16 protein-coding genes, 5 tRNA genes and 1 pseudogene are annotated in these 15,692 nt (G+C 71.2%); 18 read left to right on the top strand and 4 right to left on the bottom strand.

The window, feature by feature from the left end:
* The first annotated feature begins 48 nt into the window (after positions 1-48).
* From AB0O53_RS31275 to AB0O53_RS31235, 9 genes are all read left to right on the top strand, one after another.
* Positions 49-837 carry a fumarylacetoacetate hydrolase family protein gene (locus AB0O53_RS31275; RefSeq protein WP_350987757.1) on the top strand — a complete coding sequence of 263 codons (789 nt, stop codon included), beginning with the start codon at positions 49-51 and terminating at the stop codon, positions 835-837.
* Complete coding sequence (gltX, locus tag AB0O53_RS31270; protein ID WP_350987756.1) at positions 830-2,305, top strand: glutamate--tRNA ligase; 1,476 nt, start codon at positions 830-832, stop codon at positions 2,303-2,305. Before AB0O53_RS31275 ends, gltX begins: the two co-directional genes overlap by 8 nt.
* A 135-nt stretch (positions 2,306-2,440) precedes the next feature.
* Positions 2,441-3,112 (top strand): DUF4241 domain-containing protein, encoded by a 672-nt coding sequence (locus tag AB0O53_RS31265; protein WP_350987755.1) that lies wholly within the window; start codon positions 2,441-2,443, stop codon positions 3,110-3,112.
* Between the two features lie 10 nt (positions 3,113-3,122).
* The gene (locus AB0O53_RS31260; protein WP_350987754.1) at positions 3,123-3,851 is read left to right on the top strand and encodes an HAD family hydrolase; all 729 of its coding nucleotides are present in this window, start codon (positions 3,123-3,125) and stop codon (positions 3,849-3,851) included.
* 85 nt (positions 3,852-3,936) lie between these two features.
* Positions 3,937-4,008 (top strand) — tRNA-Gln (locus AB0O53_RS31255).
* Positions 4,009-4,035: 27 nt separating this feature from the next.
* Positions 4,036-4,108, top strand: a tRNA-Glu gene (locus AB0O53_RS31250).
* 64 nt (positions 4,109-4,172) lie between these two features.
* A tRNA-Glu gene (locus AB0O53_RS31245) sits at positions 4,173-4,245 on the top strand.
* A 21-nt stretch (positions 4,246-4,266) separates the two neighbouring features.
* Positions 4,267-4,338, top strand: a tRNA-Gln gene (locus AB0O53_RS31240).
* Between the two features lie 14 nt (positions 4,339-4,352).
* Positions 4,353-4,425: transfer RNA gene (locus AB0O53_RS31235), tRNA-Glu, on the top strand.
* Between the two features lie 160 nt (positions 4,426-4,585).
* Here AB0O53_RS31235 and ndgR read toward each other — a convergent pair.
* Entirely contained in the window at positions 4,586-5,302 is a 717-nt protein-coding gene (gene ndgR / locus AB0O53_RS31230; RefSeq protein WP_007266782.1) for an IclR family transcriptional regulator NdgR, read from the bottom strand.
* Between the two features lie 183 nt (positions 5,303-5,485).
* Here ndgR and leuC point away from each other — a divergent pair, with 183 nt between their 5' ends.
* The 4 genes from leuC to AB0O53_RS31210 all read left to right on the top strand — a co-directional run bounded on the left by leuC (position 5,486) and on the right by AB0O53_RS31210 (position 8,694).
* Positions 5,486-6,910 carry a 3-isopropylmalate dehydratase large subunit gene (gene leuC / locus AB0O53_RS31225; protein ID WP_350987753.1) on the top strand — a complete coding sequence of 475 codons (1,425 nt, stop codon included), beginning with the start codon at positions 5,486-5,488 and terminating at the stop codon, positions 6,908-6,910.
* Between the two features lie 3 nt (positions 6,911-6,913).
* A complete protein-coding gene (gene leuD / locus AB0O53_RS31220; protein WP_350987752.1) occupies positions 6,914-7,507 on the top strand; it encodes a 3-isopropylmalate dehydratase small subunit in 594 nt (197 codons plus the stop codon).
* A gap of 137 nt (positions 7,508-7,644) precedes the next feature.
* Positions 7,645-7,872, top strand: coding sequence for an SCO5555 family protein (locus tag AB0O53_RS31215; RefSeq protein WP_030009267.1), 228 nt, complete (start codon positions 7,645-7,647; stop codon positions 7,870-7,872).
* A gap of 144 nt (positions 7,873-8,016) precedes the next feature.
* Positions 8,017-8,694 (top strand): HU family DNA-binding protein, encoded by a 678-nt coding sequence (locus AB0O53_RS31210; RefSeq protein WP_350987751.1) that lies wholly within the window; start codon positions 8,017-8,019, stop codon positions 8,692-8,694.
* Positions 8,695-9,001: 307 nt separating this feature from the next.
* Here AB0O53_RS31210 and cofC read toward each other — a convergent pair.
* A pseudogene (gene cofC, locus AB0O53_RS31205) lies at positions 9,002-9,607 on the bottom strand (2-phospho-L-lactate guanylyltransferase); the annotation flags it as partial.
* Between the two features lie 241 nt (positions 9,608-9,848).
* On the opposite strand from cofC, the gene AB0O53_RS31200 reads away from it, so the two are divergent.
* Genes AB0O53_RS31200 through AB0O53_RS31190 form a run of 3 tightly spaced genes read left to right on the top strand, consistent with a single transcriptional unit; the run spans position 9,849 to position 12,805 of the window.
* A complete protein-coding gene (locus AB0O53_RS31200) occupies positions 9,849-10,601 on the top strand; it encodes a lysophospholipid acyltransferase family protein (protein WP_350987750.1) in 753 nt (250 codons plus the stop codon).
* Positions 10,598-11,608 (top strand): NAD(P)H-dependent glycerol-3-phosphate dehydrogenase, encoded by a 1,011-nt coding sequence (locus AB0O53_RS31195; protein WP_350987749.1) that lies wholly within the window; start codon positions 10,598-10,600, stop codon positions 11,606-11,608. The genes AB0O53_RS31200 and AB0O53_RS31195 overlap by 4 nt, the downstream gene beginning before the upstream one ends.
* Positions 11,609-11,647: 39 nt before the next feature.
* On the top strand, positions 11,648-12,805 hold the full coding sequence (locus AB0O53_RS31190) for a D-alanine--D-alanine ligase family protein (RefSeq protein ID WP_350987748.1): 1,158 nt from the start codon (positions 11,648-11,650) through the stop codon (positions 12,803-12,805).
* Positions 12,806-12,876: 71 nt separating this feature from the next.
* Here the strand turns inward: AB0O53_RS31190 and AB0O53_RS31185 are convergent, their stop codons facing one another.
* Positions 12,877-13,368 carry a DUF3515 family protein gene (locus AB0O53_RS31185; RefSeq protein ID WP_350987747.1) on the bottom strand — a complete coding sequence of 164 codons (492 nt, stop codon included), beginning with the start codon at positions 13,366-13,368 and terminating at the stop codon, positions 12,877-12,879.
* Positions 13,369-13,391: 23 nt separating this feature from the next.
* The gene (locus tag AB0O53_RS31180) at positions 13,392-13,625 is read right to left on the bottom strand and encodes an Lrp/AsnC family transcriptional regulator (protein WP_030028650.1); all 234 of its coding nucleotides are present in this window, start codon (positions 13,623-13,625) and stop codon (positions 13,392-13,394) included.
* A 245-nt stretch (positions 13,626-13,870) separates the two neighbouring features.
* On the opposite strand from AB0O53_RS31180, the gene AB0O53_RS31175 reads away from it, so the two are divergent.
* Positions 13,871-14,854 (top strand): thiamine-phosphate kinase, encoded by a 984-nt coding sequence (locus AB0O53_RS31175; protein WP_350987746.1) that lies wholly within the window; start codon positions 13,871-13,873, stop codon positions 14,852-14,854.
* Positions 14,851-15,651: a bifunctional hydroxymethylpyrimidine kinase/phosphomethylpyrimidine kinase gene (gene thiD / locus AB0O53_RS31170; protein WP_350987745.1), complete on the top strand. Its 801-nt coding sequence runs from the start codon at positions 14,851-14,853 to the stop codon at positions 15,649-15,651. The genes AB0O53_RS31175 and thiD overlap by 4 nt, the downstream gene beginning before the upstream one ends.
* Positions 15,652-15,692 lie beyond the last annotated feature (41 nt).

The following is a 15,692-nucleotide window of genomic DNA, read 5'->3' as shown; positions in this document are numbered from 1 at the left end:
AGACCGCAGACTCCAGCCAGCGGAAATACAGAGGGGCAGACGCAACACGTGCGCATCGCCAGGTTCTCGATCGACGGCAATGTCGCGTTCGGCGCGGTCGAGGGCGACGCCGCCCCCGGCAACGAAGCGTCGCTCGTGCTCGACATCATCAAGGGCATCCCGTTCGCGGACTTCGAGCTCTCGGGCACCAAGGTCCCGCTGAGCAAGGTCCGGCTCCTGCCGCCCGTGCTCCCGAACAAGGTCGTGGCCATCGGCCGCAACTACGCGGAGCACGCGGCGGAGCTCGGCAACGAGGTCCCGGACGCCCCCATCACGTTCTTCAAGCCGTCCACCTCGGTGGTCGGCCCGGGTGACCCGATCACCTACCCCTCCTTCTCCCAGGACCTCCACCACGAGGCAGAGCTCGCCGTGGTCATCGGCCGCATGTGCCGCGAGGTCCCCAAGGAGCGCGTCAAGGACGTCATCCTCGGCTACACCTGCGCCAACGACGTCACGGCGCGCGACGTCCAGCAGCGGGAGAAGCAGTGGGCCCGGGCCAAGGGCTTCGACAGCTCCTGCCCCCTCGGCCCCTGGATCGAGACCGACCTGGACCCGGGCGACCTGACCATCCAGTGCACGGTCAACGGCCGGCAGCGCCAGCTGGGCCGCACCAGTGACATGGTCCGCTCCATCGAGGACCTGGTCGTCCACATCACCGAGGCCATGACGCTGCTCCCCGGCGACGTCATCCTCACGGGGACCCCGGCCGGAGTCGGCCCCCTCAACGTCGGCGACGAGGTCGCCGTCACCATCGAAGGCATCGGCACTCTCACCAACAAGGTGATCAAGCGTGGTTAACGGACCCGTCCGCGTACGTTTCTGTCCCTCCCCGACCGGCAACCCCCACGTGGGCCTGGTCCGCACCGCCCTCTTCAACTGGGCGTTCGCGCGCCACCACGGCGGTACGTTCGTCTTCCGCATCGAGGACACCGACGCGGCCCGCGACTCCGAGGAGTCCTACGACCAGCTGCTCGACTCGCTGCGCTGGCTCGGCTTCACCTGGGACGAGGGCCCCGAGGTCGGCGGCCCGCACGCCCCGTACCGCCAGTCCGAGCGCATGGACATCTACCAGGACGTCGCCCGGAAGCTGCTGGACGGCGGCTACGCCTACCACTGCTACTGCAGCACCGAGGAGCTCGACGCGCGCCGCGCCGCCGCCCGCGCGGCCGGCAAGCCCTCCGGCTACGACGGCCACTGCCGCGAGCTCACCGCCGCGCAGGTCGAGGCGTACCAGGGCGAGAACCGCCCCGCGATCGTCCGCTTCCGGATGCCCGACGAGCCCATCACCTTCACCGACCTGGTGCGCGGCGAGCTGACCTTCACCCCCGACAACGTGCCGGACTTCGGCATCGTCCGGGCCAACGGCGCCCCGCTCTACACCCTGGTCAACCCGGTGGACGACGCCCTGATGGAGATCACGCACGTCCTGCGCGGCGAGGACCTCCTCTCGTCGACCCCGCGCCAGATCGCCCTGTACAAGGCGCTGATCGAGCTGGGCGTCGCCAAGGGCACCCCCGCCTTCGGCCACCTGCCGTACGTGATGGGCGAGGGCAACAAGAAGCTCTCCAAGCGCGACCCCGAGGCCTCGCTCAACCTGTACCGCGAGCGCGGCTTCCTCCCCGAGGGCCTGCTGAACTACCTCTCGCTCCTCGGCTGGTCCTTCTCCAAGGACCAGGACGTCTTCTCGATCGAGGAGATGGTCCAGAAGTTCGACATCGACGGCGTGAACGCCAACCCGGCGCGCTTCGACCTGAAGAAGGCCGAGTCGATCAACGGCGACCACATCCGCCTGCTCGACCCGAAGGTCTTCGCGGACCGCTGCGCCCCGTGGCTGCAGGCCCCGCACGCCAACTGGGCGCCGGAGGACTTCGACACCGAGGCCTGGGAGCGCATCGCGCCGTACGCCCAGACCCGCGTGGGCGTCCTGTCGGAGATCACGGCCAACGTCGACTTCCTGTTCCGCAAGGAGCCCGTCGAGGACCAGGCCTCCTGGGACAAGGCGATGAAGGGCGAGCCGGCGGCCCTGCTGACCACCGCCCGCGAGAACCTGGCCGGTGCCGACTGGGCGGACCCCGAGTCCCTCAAGCAGGCCGTGCTGACCGCCGGCGAGGCCCACGGCCTCAAGCTCGGCAAGGCCCAGGCCCCCGTCCGCGTGGCCGTCACCGGCCGCACGGTCGGCCTGCCGCTCTTCGAGTCCCTGGAGATCCTGGGCAAGGAGCGCTCGCTGGCCCGCATCGACGCGGCCCTGGCCAAGCTGGCCGGCTGACCCGCCGCAGCACCCGTACGTCCCGCAGGGGGCGGCGCCCGATTCCGGGCCGCCGCCCCCTGCGGCGTTGTCGGCGGCGCCCCGTAGGCTCCGGCGCAACCGATCGCCCCCCCCGCATCCCCGGAAGGCTCCGCCGTGCCGATGACCCCGCCCGACTACGCCTGGCACTTCACGCCGGGTTCCGCCTTCGCCCACCACAACGGGACGACGGGGACGCTCGCCCCGGTCGTCATCGGGGACGTGACCCTGCCCACGGGGCGGGTCGTCGCCTGCGACCCCTTCGTCCTCCTCGGGTCGGGCGACGCGGAGCCGTTCGCCGTGACCGTGGCCCCGGGCCGCTACCGCGCCGAGGCGGCCGTCGCCACCCTGGTCCGCCCCGACACCCCGCAGGGCGCCGTCCCCCACACGCGGGTCGCCGCGGCGCGCCTGGTCATCCGGGACGCTCCGGCCGTGAGCTGGGAGATGGCCGTCGAGGAGGGCCAGGACCCGTCCCTCCTCGGCGAGGACGAGTTCTACGGGTACGGCGTGGACGCGGGCACCGGCTGCTTCTACGACGCCGCCGCCGACGGCTCGTTCCCCGGCACCGAGGAGGAGGAGGGCGCGGTGTGGGCCGCCATGGAGACGGTCGGCCACGGCCCGGCGGTCTTCCTGGCCGAGGGGGAGGAGGGCCACACCCTCGCGGGCTTCACCTCCGGGTGGGGCGACGGCTGCTATCCGACCTGGATCGGGCGCGACGCCGAGGGCCGGGTTACCTGCTTCGTCACGGACTTCCTCGTCGTGCCCCCGCAGGCGAGCGCTTCGGCATAGGCTCGGGCACATGCCGATCCGCGCCGTGCTGTGGGACATCGACGACACCCTCTTCGACTACACGGGGGCCGACGCGGCCGGTCTCGCGGCGCAGCTGGAGGCCGTGCGGCTCGCCGAGCGGTACGGGACCCCCGCGCAGGCCCTCGCGCGCTGGCGGGAGATCACCGACCGCCACTGGGCGAACTTCGCCGCGGGCGTGGGCACCTTCCAGGGGCAGCGCCAGGAGCGGGTACGGGAGTTCCTCGACCGGCCCGGCATGACCGCGGCCGAGGCCGACGCCTGGTTCGACAGCTACGTCGAGCACTACAAGGCCGCCTGGACCGTCTTCCCCGACGTCGTGCCGGCGCTCGACGCCCTCGCGGCCGACTACCGCCACGGGGTGCTCTCCAACTCCTCCACGGCCAACCAGGACCCCAAGCTGCGTCAGCTCGGCCTGCGCGAACGCTTCGAGGTGCTGGTCTGCGCCGTCGAGCTCGGGGTCAGCAAGCCCGAGGCGGGGGCGTTCCTCGCCGCCTGCGAGGCGCTCGGACTGCCGCCCGGGGACGTGGCGTACGTGGGGGACCAGCCCGAGATCGACGCGCGGGGCGCCCGCGACGCCGGGCTGCTCGCCGTCTGGATCGACCGGGACGGGGGCCGGGGACCCGGCCCCGAAGGGGCGCACCGGATCGAAGCCCTTGACCGGCTGCCCGAGCTGCTGGCGCGGGATACCCGTTTTGGAGCACGGTCAGGCATCCGGTAATGTTCTTTCTGCGCCGCCGGAGCGGGCCGAAAGGCCGGACGGAGGCGCCACTCGAAAGAAAAACCCCCAGGGGCTTGACTTTCGGTGGGGTATAGTGTAATTGGCAACACGAGGGTTTCTGGTTCCCTTATTCTAGGTTCGAGTCCTGGTACCCCAGCGCAGTGCAGCAGTAACGCAGTGCTTTGCCCCCGTTGTGTAGCGGCCTAGCACGCCGCCCTCTCAAGGCGGTAGCGCCGGTTCGAATCCGGTCGGGGGTACAGATCCTTCCCGCAAGATCTCCTTTTGGGTAGCTCCCGGACGTCTTGATGCAGGATCGCTAGGGCCCCCGTTGTGTAGCGGCCTAGCACGCCGCCCTCTCAAGGCGGTAGCGCCGGTTCGAATCCGGTCGGGGGTACTGGTCTGGTATAGACCACATTGGGCTATGGTGTAATTGGCAACACGAAGGTTTCTGGTTCCTTTGTTCTAGGTTCGAGTCCTGGTAGCCCAGCGCAGTACAAGCAAGCCCCCGTTGTGTAGCGGCCTAGCACGCCGCCCTCTCAAGGCGGTAGCGCCGGTTCGAATCCGGTCGGGGGTACGCATCGAAGAGGCCCTCCGCGTTCGTCGCGGAGGGCCTCTTCGCTGTGCTCCGGACGCGCCGGCCGCAGGTACAAGTACGGGCCCGGAGGCGCGTGTTCGGACGTGTGCGGCGTCGAACGCGCCCCCGGGCCCGGGGGTGAGCGGATGGGGTCGGGGCGTCAGCCGGAGCGGCGCAGCGCCTCCGTGAGACGGGCGGCCGCGTCGATGACGGCCTGGGCGTGCATCCGGCCCGGGTGGCGGGTCAGCCGCTCGATCGGCCCGGAGACCGACACGGAGGCCACCACGCGGTTCGACGGCCCGCGCACCGGCGCCGAGACGGACGCCACGCCGGGCTCCCGCTCGCCGATCGACTGCGCCCAGCCGCGGCGACGTACGCCCGAGAGCGCCGTCGCCGTGAAGCGCGCGCCCTGGAGCCCGCGGTGGAGCCGCTCGGGCTCCTCCCAGGCCATCAGGATCTGCGCGGCCGAGCCGGCCTTCATCGGAAGGGTCGAGCCCACCGGGACCGTGTCCCGAAGGCCGGACAGCCGTTCCGCCGCCGCCACGCAGATGCGCATGTCTCCCTGACGGCGGTAGAGCTGCGCGCTCTCGCCCGTCACGTCACGGAGGTGGGTGAGTACCGGTCCCGCCGTGGCCAGCAGTCGGTCCTCGCCGGCCGCGGCGGCGAGCTCCGCCAGCCGCGGACCGAGGATGAACCGGCCCTGCATGTCCCTCGCCACCATCCGGTGGTGTTCCAGTGCCACGGCAAGGCGATGTGCCGTGGGTCGTGCGAGCCCTGTCGCCGCGACCAGCCCGGCGAGGGTGGCCGGACCGGACTCCAGTGCGCTCAATACCAGAGCTGCCTTGTCGAGAACGCCGACGCCGCTAGAGTTGTCCATGAAACGATATTCGCGTCTCACACTGTGAAACGCAAGTTCAATTTTTCCAAGAACCAGCGAGTCTGTATGTGCGGGTCCACGAACCACTGGGTCCGAGCCGTCGTCCGGGACGTGGGGTACGGGCGGCCGGCGGCACAGATCTCTAGGAAGCGCCGGCACAACCCGCCGGCCGGAGGGAAAGCGATGGGTAGGACTCTCGCGGAGAAGGTCTGGGACGACCATGTCGTCCGGCGCGCCGAAGGCGAGCCCGACCTCCTCTTCATCGATCTGCACCTGCTGCACGAGGTGACCAGCCCGCAGGCCTTCGAAGGGCTCAGGGCGGCCGGCCGCAAGGTCCGGCGCCTCGACCTCACCATCGCCACCGAGGACCACAACACCCCCACCCTCGACATCGACAAGCCCATCGCGGACCCGGTCTCCCGCGCCCAGCTGGAGACGCTGCGGGCGAACTGCGCCGAGTTCGGCGTGCGCCTGCACTCGCTGGGTGACGTCGAGCAGGGCGTCGTCCACGTCGTGGGACCGCAGCTGGGCCTGACCCAGCCCGGTACCACCGTGGTCTGCGGCGACTCGCACACCTCCACGCACGGCGCCTTCGGCGCGCTGGCCTTCGGCATCGGCACCAGCCAGGTCGAGCACGTGCTGGCCACCCAGACCCTGCCGCTGGCCCGCCCCAAGACGATGGCGATCACGGTCACCGGCGAGCTGGCCGAGGGCGTCACCGCCAAGGACCTGATCCTGGCGATCATCGCGAAGATCGGCACCGGCGGCGGCCAGGGCTACATCCTGGAGTACCGCGGCGAAGCCATCGAGCGGCTCTCGATGGAAGCCCGCATGACCATCTGCAACATGTCGATCGAGGCCGGCGCCCGGGCGGGCATGATCGCCCCCGACCGGACCACCTTCGACTACCTCCAGGGCCGCGACCACGCCCCCGTGGGCGAGGACTGGGACGCGGCCGTCGCGTACTGGAAGACCCTGCGCACCGACGAGGACGCGGTCTTCGACGCCGAGGTCGTCATCGACGGCGCCGCGCTGTCCCCGTTCGTCACCTGGGGCACCAACCCGGGCCAGGGCGCGCCCCTGTCGGCCGACGTCCCCGACCCGGCTTCGTACGAGGACGCTTCGGAGCGCCTCGCCGCCGAAAAGGCCCTGGAGTACATGGGCTTGACCGCCGGACAGCCGCTGCGCGACATCAAGGTCGACACCGTCTTCGTAGGTTCCTGCACCAACGGCCGCATCGAGGACCTGCGCGCCGTCGCCGGGATCATCGAGGGCCGCAAAGTCGCCGACGGCGTACGGATGCTGGTCGTCCCGGGCTCGGTCCGCGTCGCCCTCCAGGCCGTGGAAGAGGGCCTGGACAAGGTCTTCAAGGAGGCCGGCGCCGAGTGGCGGCACGCGGGCTGTTCGATGTGCCTGGGCATGAACCCCGACCAACTGGCGCCCGGTGAACGCTCCGCGTCCACCTCCAACCGCAACTTCGAGGGCCGGCAGGGCAAGGGCGGGCGCACCCACCTGGTCTCCCCGCAGGTGGCCGCCGCCACCGCGGTGCTGGGCCATCTGGCCTCGCCCGCCGACCTGTCCGCCGCCGACGCGACCGCCGGAGTCTGAACCATGGAAGCCTTCACCGTCCACACCGGCCGGGCCGTCCCGCTGCGCCGCAGCAACGTCGACACCGACCAGATCATCCCGGCCCACTGGCTCAAGAAGATCACCCGCGACGGCTTCGAGGACGGGCTCTTCGAGGCCTGGCGCAAGGACCCGGAGTTCGTCACGAACCGCCCGGAGCGCGCCGGCGCGACCGTGCTCGTCGCCGGCCCCGACTTCGGCACCGGCTCCTCGCGCGAGCACGCCGTCTGGGCCCTGCAGAACTTCGGGTTCAAGACGGTCATCTCCTCCCGCTTCGCCGACATCTTCCGCGGGAACTCGCTGAAGAACGGCCTGCTGACCGTCGTGCTCCCGCAGGAGACCGTCGACCGGCTGTGGGAGCTGACCGAGGCCGACCCCACCGCCGAGATCACGGTCGACCTGGTCGACCGCCAGGTCCGCGCGGAAGGCGTCGTGGCCGAGTTCGAACTGGACGACAACGCCCGCTGGCGTCTGCTGGAGGGCCTGGACGACATCTCGCTCACCCTTCAGAACGAAGCGGACATCGCCACCTACGAAAGCACCCGCCCGGCCTTCAAGCCGCGCACGATTCAGGCCTGATTCCTGCCTGATCAGCGGTTATTCACCCCCGGGTGATCACATCGACAACACTGTGCCCCCCGCCCTCCGGCGGGGGGCACAGCCGTTTGTTGAGGCCCCGTGAGGCGACAACTCGCCCCAGATGGCACAATCTGTGCATGGAACGCGACAGTCAACTCGAGCTCTACGAACTCGTCGCGGACCGGCTGAAAGAAGCACACACACGGGTGCGCTCACTGCAAGTCCCGGAGGGCGTAAGGATGGCGCTGTCCCGGAAGCTGTTGGTCGTCACAGCCGCGGCGAAGCACGATCTCGCCGATGCGGCAAGGCGCCTGGACAGGTTGATGAAGGACCTCGACGAGGGTCGATTCCCTGAAGGCGACTGATGCGAAGGAACTCCGTAACCGCCTCCGGCGTTGCGGCACTAGGGTGATTAGCCCGTTTCGTGTTTGATTTGCGGTATATATCCGCCTAACGTGCGAAATAAGCTTGAACACATTCGTTCTGGCGAAGTCTCCGAAGGGGAAGACGTGAACAAGGCGCAGCTCGTAGAAGCGATTGCCGACAAGCTGGGCGGCCGCCAGCAGGCCGCGGACGCTGTCGACGCGGTACTGGACGCCATCGTCCGCGCTACCGTCGCGGGCGACCGGGTCTCGGTCACGGGCTTCGGCTCGTTCGAGAAGGTCGACCGTCCGGCCCGTTACGCCCGCAACCCGCAGACGGGTGAGCGCGTCCGGGTCAAGAAGACCTCGGTGCCCCGATTCCGTGCCGGCCAGGGCTTCAAGGACCTGGTCAGCGGCACCAAGAAGCTGCCCAAGGGCGGCGAGGTGTCGGTGAAGAAGGCGCCGAAGGGCAGCCTCACCGGCGGTGCCTCCGCGACGGTCAAGAAGGCCGCGGCGAAGAAGGCCACCACCGCCAAGAAGGCCGCGGCAAAGACCACGGTCGCAAAGAAGGTCGCGGCGAAGAAGACCACCGCCACCGCCAAGAAGGCGGCGGTGAAGAGCACGGCCGCGGCGAAGAAGGCGACGACCGCCGCCAAGAAGGCGACCACCGCCAAGAAGGCCACGGCCGCGGCGAAGAAGACCACCACCGCCGCGAAGAAGACCGCCCCGGCGGCCAAGAAGGTCACCGCAGCGACGAAGGCGCCGGCCAAGAAGACGGCGACCCGCAAGGCCACCGCGAAGAAGACCACCGCCCGCAAGAAGTAGGGGCACGAGTCACACACGCCGGGCCGGCTTCCCTCCTCTGGGGGAGCCGGCCCGCGGTGCGTTCCGGAGCCGCCGGACGCCCTGCGGGCGTCGGGCGGGACCGGTTTCAGAAGGTCTGGAGCGTGATCAGGGTGATCCTCAGGCCCGCGCCCTTGCCGTCCGTCTCGATGCGGACCCGCTGACCCGGACGCAGCAGCCGCAGCCCGCCCGCGTCGAACGCCGGTGCCTCGAAGGACACCGGGGTGCCGTCGTCCAGCAGCACGCTGCCGCTGCGGGTCTGGGAGTCGTACGTGTACGCGGTCGCCTGCATACCCGCACTGTATCGGGCCGTGTGACGCCCCACGCCGAGGGCGAGCGCCGTCCGCAGGTCCGCCGCGGTGTCCACGTCCCGCCGCACGCTGTCGACGTCCGCCAGTGCGATTTCGACGGCTCCCGAGGCGGAATGCCGGGCCCGCGACGGACCCCCGAAGGACGGTGCCAATTCCACGTCCGGTGCGGCGGAAAGAAGAGTCGTCCCGATTCCGGCCGCATCGGCCAGAAATGCCCGGGGAAATACCGAGGCGTTTTCGAGCACGCGTAGCAATTCGGGGGGCCGCAGCGCCGGCAGGTCGGCGTTCATCGCCGCGACCGCGGCGCCGGGCCGCCGCTCCCGCGCCGCCCGCGCCCCGTGGGCCAGCGCCGCGTTGAGCCCGGCCGCCGGGGCGTCGGGGACGATCCGCGCCCCCAGCCTGGCCAGTTCCCGGCCGGCCGCCGCGTCGTCCGTGACCACCACCACATCCGCGACCGCGGCGCAGGCCAGCGCCCCCGCGACGGTGTCCTGGGCGAAGGCCAGGGCCAGCCCCGGACGGGAGGCCCCCACCGCCGCCGCGAGACGGCTCTTGGCCACCGACAGAGGCTTCAGCGGAACCACCAGACTCCAGACGGCGTTCGTGACGGACCCCTTCCCCGCGGTGCGCTCCGACCCCTCCCCGGGCCAAGGTCAGGTCATGGCCGGGTCATGTGTCGGCCCATTGTCGCCCCCGCCCGGGCGGCCCGGGGGCCCGGCGGTGTGAGCGGGGCGTACGGTGTTCTCGACAGAGACCGGGCCCGGGGTGACACTTGTCCGGCCGACGAGGTGCCCCAGCCGCGCACCGGTCCTAGAGGAAGGTGTCCGAGTGTCCCGCCGCAGAATCGGCTTCTGGTACCGCCTGGCGGCGGTCATCGCAAAACCGCCGCTGGTAGTGCTCTTCAAGCGGGACTGGCGGGGAATGGAGCACATTCCGGCCGAGGGCGGCTTTATCACCGCCGTCAATCACAACTCGTATCTGGACCCGCTCTCCTACGCGCACTTCCAGTACAACACCGGCCGGGTGCCCCGATTGCTCGCCAAGGCCGCCCTCTTCAAGGTCCCCATTGTCGGGTCGATCCTGCGCGGCAGCGGGCAGATCCCCGTCTACCGCGAGAGCACCAACGCCCTCGACGCATTCCGGGCCGCCGTCGACGCCATCGAGGGCGGCGAATGCGTGGCCTTTTACCCGGAGGGCACCCTCACCCGCGACCCCGACATGTGGCCGATGGCCGGCAAGACCGGCGCCGCCCGCGTCGCGCTGATGACCAGGGCGCCCGTCATTCCGGTGGCCCAGTGGGGCGCGAACCTCGCGATGCCGCCCTACGCCAAGGAGAACAAGGTCCGCCTGTTCCCGCGCAAGACCCTCCAGGTGCTCGCCGGACCGCCCGTGGACCTCTCGGCCTTCTACGACCGGGAGCCCACCCCGGACGTGCTCAAGCAGGCCACCGAGGTCATCATGGCGGCCATCACCGTCCTCCTGGAGGAGGTGCGGGGGGAGACCGCCCCCGAGCAGCCGTACGACCATCGCAACGCCAGGGCGGAACAGCGGCGCAAGGCCGCAGGGGAGGGCAAGAAGTGACACGTCCCGTGAAGGCGACCGTCTTCGGAACAGGCTCCTGGGGCACGGCCTTCGCCATCGTGCTCGCCGACGCCGGCTGCGAGGTCACCCTCTGGGGCCGCCGCACCGAGGTCGTCGACGCCATCAACACCGGCCGGACCAACCCGGACTACTTCCCCGACGTCGAACTCCCCGCGAACATCCGGGCCACCGGCGACCCGGCCGAGGCCGCCGCGGGCGCCGACTTCACCGTCCTGGCCGTCCCCTCCCAGACCCTGCGCGACAACCTCGCCGCCTGGGCCCCGCTGCTGGCCGCCGACACGGTGCTCGTCTCCCTCATGAAGGGCATCGAACTGGGCACGGCCAAGCGGATGAGCGAGGTCATCGAGGAGGTGGCCAAGGTCCCGGCCGAGCGCATCGCCGTCGTCACCGGCCCCAACCTGGCCGCCGAGATCGCCGCCCGCCAGCCCGCCGCCTCCGTCGTCGCCTGCGTGGACGAGGCCGTGGCCCAGCGCCTCCAGGCCGCCTGCCACACCGCGTACTTCCGCCCGTACACCAGCACCGACGTCATCGGCTGCGAACTCGGCGGCGCCGTCAAGAACGTCATCGGCCTCGCCGTCGGCATCGCGGACGGCATGGGCCTGGGCGACAACACCAAGGGCTCGCTCATCACCCGGGGCCTGGCCGAAGCGACCCGCCTGGGCGTGGCCATGGGCGCCGACCCGCTCACCTTCTCCGGCCTGGCCGGCCTCGGCGACCTGGTCGCCACCTGCTCCTCGCCGCTCTCCCGGAACCACACCTTCGGCACGAACCTCGGCCGCGGGATGACCCTGGAGGAGACCATCGCGGTCACCAAGCAGACCGCCGAGGGAGTCAAGTCCTGCCAGTCGGTGGCCGATCTGGCGGGCCGCCACGGGGTGGACATGCCGATCACCGAGACCGTCGTGGACATCGTCCACCACGGCAAGCCGACCCTCGTGGCCCTGAAGGAGCTGATGGGCCGCAGCGCGAAACCGGAACGTCGCTGACTCCGATCCGGACGCTTGAGCGGGTACTCTCATGCCGATATGAGCAGCGAGAACCTCCCCCAGACCCCTGAGCAGCAGGGCCGCAAGCCCCGCGTGGCCGTCGTGTTCGGCGGCCGCAGCTCGGAACACGCCATCTCGGTCGTCACGGCGGGCGCCGTACTGCGCTCCATCGACCGGTCCAAGTACGAGGTGCTGCCCATCGGCATCACCACGGACGGCCGGTGGGCGCTGACCGCCGACGAGCCCGCGCGGATGGCCATCGCCGACCGCACGCTCCCGAGCGTCGAGGACCTCGCCGAGTCCGAGGACGGCGCCGTCGTGCTCTCGGTCGACCCGGCCAGCCGCCAGGTCGTCTACACCGAGCCGGGCGCCGTCCCGAAGGCCCTGGGCGAGGTCGACGTCGTCTTCCCCGTGCTGCACGGCCCCTACGGCGAGGACGGCACCCTCCAGGGCCTCCTGGAGCTCTCCGGCATCCCGTACGTCGGCTCGGGCGTCCTCGCCTCGGCCGTCGGGCAGGACAAGGACTACATGAAGCGGGTGTTCACGTCCTTCGGGCTGAGCGTCGGCCCGTACCTGACGATCCGCCCCCGCGAGTGGGAGGCCGACCGGGACGCCGCCACGGCCAGGATCCTGGACTTCGCCGCCGAGCACGGCTGGCCGCTCTTCGTGAAGCCCGCCCGCGCCGGCTCCTCCATCGGCATCACCAAGGTCGACGACGCCTCCGGCCTGGAGGCCGCCGTCAAGGAGGCCCGCCGCCACGACCCGAAGATCATCGTGGAGGCGCTGCTGCGCGGCCGCGAGATCGAGTGCGGCGTCCTGGAGTTCGAGGACGGGCCCCGCGCCAGCGTGCCCGCCGAGATCCCGCCGGTCTCCAGCCACGACTTCTACGACTTCGAGGCGAAGTACATCGACTCCGCCTCCGGGATCGTGCCCGCCCCGATCACCCCGGAGCAGACCGCCGAGGTCCAGCGGCTCGCGGTCGAGGCCTTCGAGGCCGCCTCGTGCGAGGGTCTCGTGCGCGCCGACTTCTTCCTCACCGAGGACGGCGAGTTCGTCATCAACGAGATCAACACGATGCCCGGTTTCACGCCGATCTCGATGTACCCGCTGATGTGGGAGAAGTCCGGCATCGCGTACCCGGAGCTGGTGGACCGCCTGATCCAGGCCGCCCTGCGCCGCTCCACGGGGCTGCGCTAGCACCCACGCAAGGCCGCCGCCCGCCGGCCGCCCCTCCACGGGGCGGCCGGCGGGCGGCGGTGTACCGGAACTCAGTAGGAGGAGACGCCCTCGGGCACGGTCGCGGCGATCGCCGTGGACAGACCGACGAGCATCCCCGCGTCCGTGGCATGCTCCTTGTCGACCCGGACCTCCGTGTAAGCCAGCCGCAGACCGGTGGTGAAACGGAAACCGCCGTCGTCGAGCTTCTCCAGCAGCCAGGCCACGTCGTTGACGTGGACGCCCTCCTGCTTCGGATCCAGCATCTTGGGGGGCTTGGCGATACCGCACCGCAGTACGATCGCCGAGCCGCCCCACGAGGCGGTCAGGTCGGACTCCGGTTCGGTCCGGGTCCGGGCCAGGCCGGCCACCGTCTCCGGGAGTTCCTCGTGCAGCGCCGCACAGAACCCCGCGACGTCGGACGGCGGCGCGGGCGGTGGTTCCACCCGGGCCTCGGAACCGCCCGGGGAGCACGCCGCCATGGCGGACACGGCCAGGGCGACGGGCATGGCCAGGACACGGACGGGCCGGCGGTGGAGGGACATCACCGGCCAAGAGTAGACGGGGGCTACAGATGGACCACCGGGCAGGTCAGGGTGCGGGTGATCCCCTCCACCTGCTGGACCTTGGCCACGACCATGCGGCCGAGCTCGTCCACGGTGTCGGCCTGGGCGCGCACGATCACGTCGTACGGACCCGTCACGTCCTCGGCCTGGATCACCCCCGGGATCTGGCCGATGGACTCGGCGACGAACGACGCCTTGCCCACTTCGGTCTGGATAAGGATGTACGCCTGTACCACGGAACCTCCAGGGCGGCCACGAGGATCATTTCCCCTAATCTTCGGGTGGACCCCACACGATGGACAGGGCCGGGGGAAGAAGGGACGCCACGGTACCGCGTCGCCGTGCGCCACGGGGAGACCTGCGGGCCCGGCGCCACGCACAGCGGGGCGTACGGAGAGCAGAAGTTGACGTATCTGTTGACGGTACCCAGAGCTGTGACGGCTCGCGACCGCAAGCGGACTGGGCAAGAAGGGGCACAGCGATGAAGGGCACTGTCGGCGAGCTGGGGGAGTTCGGGCTGATCAGGGAGCTCACCTCACGGCTCACCACCACCCCGGCGGTCCGGCTCGGACCCGGCGACGACGCCGCCGTGGTGTCGGCCCCCGACCGGCGGGTCGTGGCGAGCACCGACATCCTCCTGGAGGGCCGGCACTTCCGGCGCGACTGGTCCACGGCCTACGACGTGGGCCGCAAGGCCGCCGCGCAGAACCTGGCGGACATCGCGGCCATGGGAGCGGTGCCGACCGCGCTGCTGCTCGGCCTCGTCGTACCCGCCGAGCTCCCGGTCACCTGGCCCACCGAACTCATGGACGGCATCCGCGACGAGTGCCAGGTCGCCGGCGCCGCCGTGGTCGGCGGGGACGTCGTACGGGGGGACACCATCACCGTCTCCATCACCGCCCTCGGCGACCTGCGCAACCACGAGCCGGTCCTGCGCTCCGGCGCCCAGCCCGGCGACGTCGTCGCCGTCACCGGCTGGCTCGGCTGGTCGGCGGCCGGCTTCGCCGTGCTCTCGCGCGGCTTCCGCTCCCCGCGGGCCTTCGTCGAGGCCCACCGGCGCCCCGAGCCGCCGTACCACGCCGGTCCCGCGGCCGCCGGGCTCGGCGCCAGCGCCATGACCGACGTCAGCGACGGCCTGATCGCCGACCTCGGCCACATCGCCGAGGCCAGCAAGGTACGGATCGACCTGCGCTCGGCCGCCGTCGACATCCCGACCCAGATGCACGACATCGGGCAGGCCGTCGGCGTCGACCCGCTCCAGTGGGTGCTCACCGGGGGAGAGGACCACGCGATCGTGGCGACCTTCCCGCCCGACGTGAAGCTCCCCGCCCGCTGGAAGGTCATCGGCGAGGTCCTCAACCGCTCCGCGCTGCCCCAGGTGACCGTCGACGGCGCGCCCTGGACCAGCACCGGCGGCTGGGACCACTTCGGGGCCGACCCGGCCGCCCCGGAGGGCGCGCTGTGAACACGGCGCCGCCGCTGTGCCTGACCGTCGCCGGATCGGACTCCGGCGGCGGCGCGGGCATCCAGGCCGACCTCAAGACCATGCTGGCGCTCGGCGTCCACGGGATGAGCGTGGTGACCGCCGTGACCGCGCAGAACTCGCTCGGGGTACGGGGAGCCTGGGAGCTGCCCGCCGAGGCCGTCACGGCCCAGTACCGGGCCGTCGTGGACGACATCGGGGTCCAGGCCGTGAAGACCGGGATGCTCTCCTCCGCCGTACTGGTGGAGACCGTGGCCGCGCTGCTCGCCGACACCGCCGCCCCGGCCGTCGTGGACCCCGTCGGCGTCTCCAAGCACGGGGACGCCCTGCTCGCCGCCTCGGCGCTGGACGCCGTACGCACCGAACTGCTGCCGCGGGCCACCGTGGCCACGCCCAACCTGGACGAGGTCGCCCAGCTCACCGGCATCGTCGTGGAGAGCGAGGACGACATGCGCCGGGCCGCCGACGCGATCCTCGGCCACGGGCCCCGCTGGGCGCTGATCAAGGGCGGCCACCTCGCGGCGCACGGCGACGAGGCCGTGGACCTGCTCACCGACGGAACGGGGGAGTGGTGGCTGCGCGCCCCGCGCCACTCCAACCGGCACACGCACGGCACGGGCTGCACCCTGGCCAGCGCCATCGCGGCCGGCCTGGCCAGGGGCCTGGCCGTCCCGGAGGCGGTCACGGCCGCCAAGGAGTACGTCACGGGCGGCATCGCCGCCGGCTTCGCGCTCGGCGCGGGCATCGGCCCGGTGGATCACGCCTGGCGGCTGCGCTGACCCCGCCCGGAGCACCGGGATCCGCGCCGGCGGAACCCCCC

Origin of the sequence: Streptomyces erythrochromogenes, assembly GCF_040684695.1 — a bacterium.
Lineage (GTDB): Bacteria > Actinomycetota > Actinomycetes > Streptomycetales > Streptomycetaceae > Streptomyces > Streptomyces erythrochromogenes_C.
The sequence above is the reverse complement of the archived record's forward strand: the minus strand, read 5'-3'. Positions and strand labels throughout refer to the sequence as shown.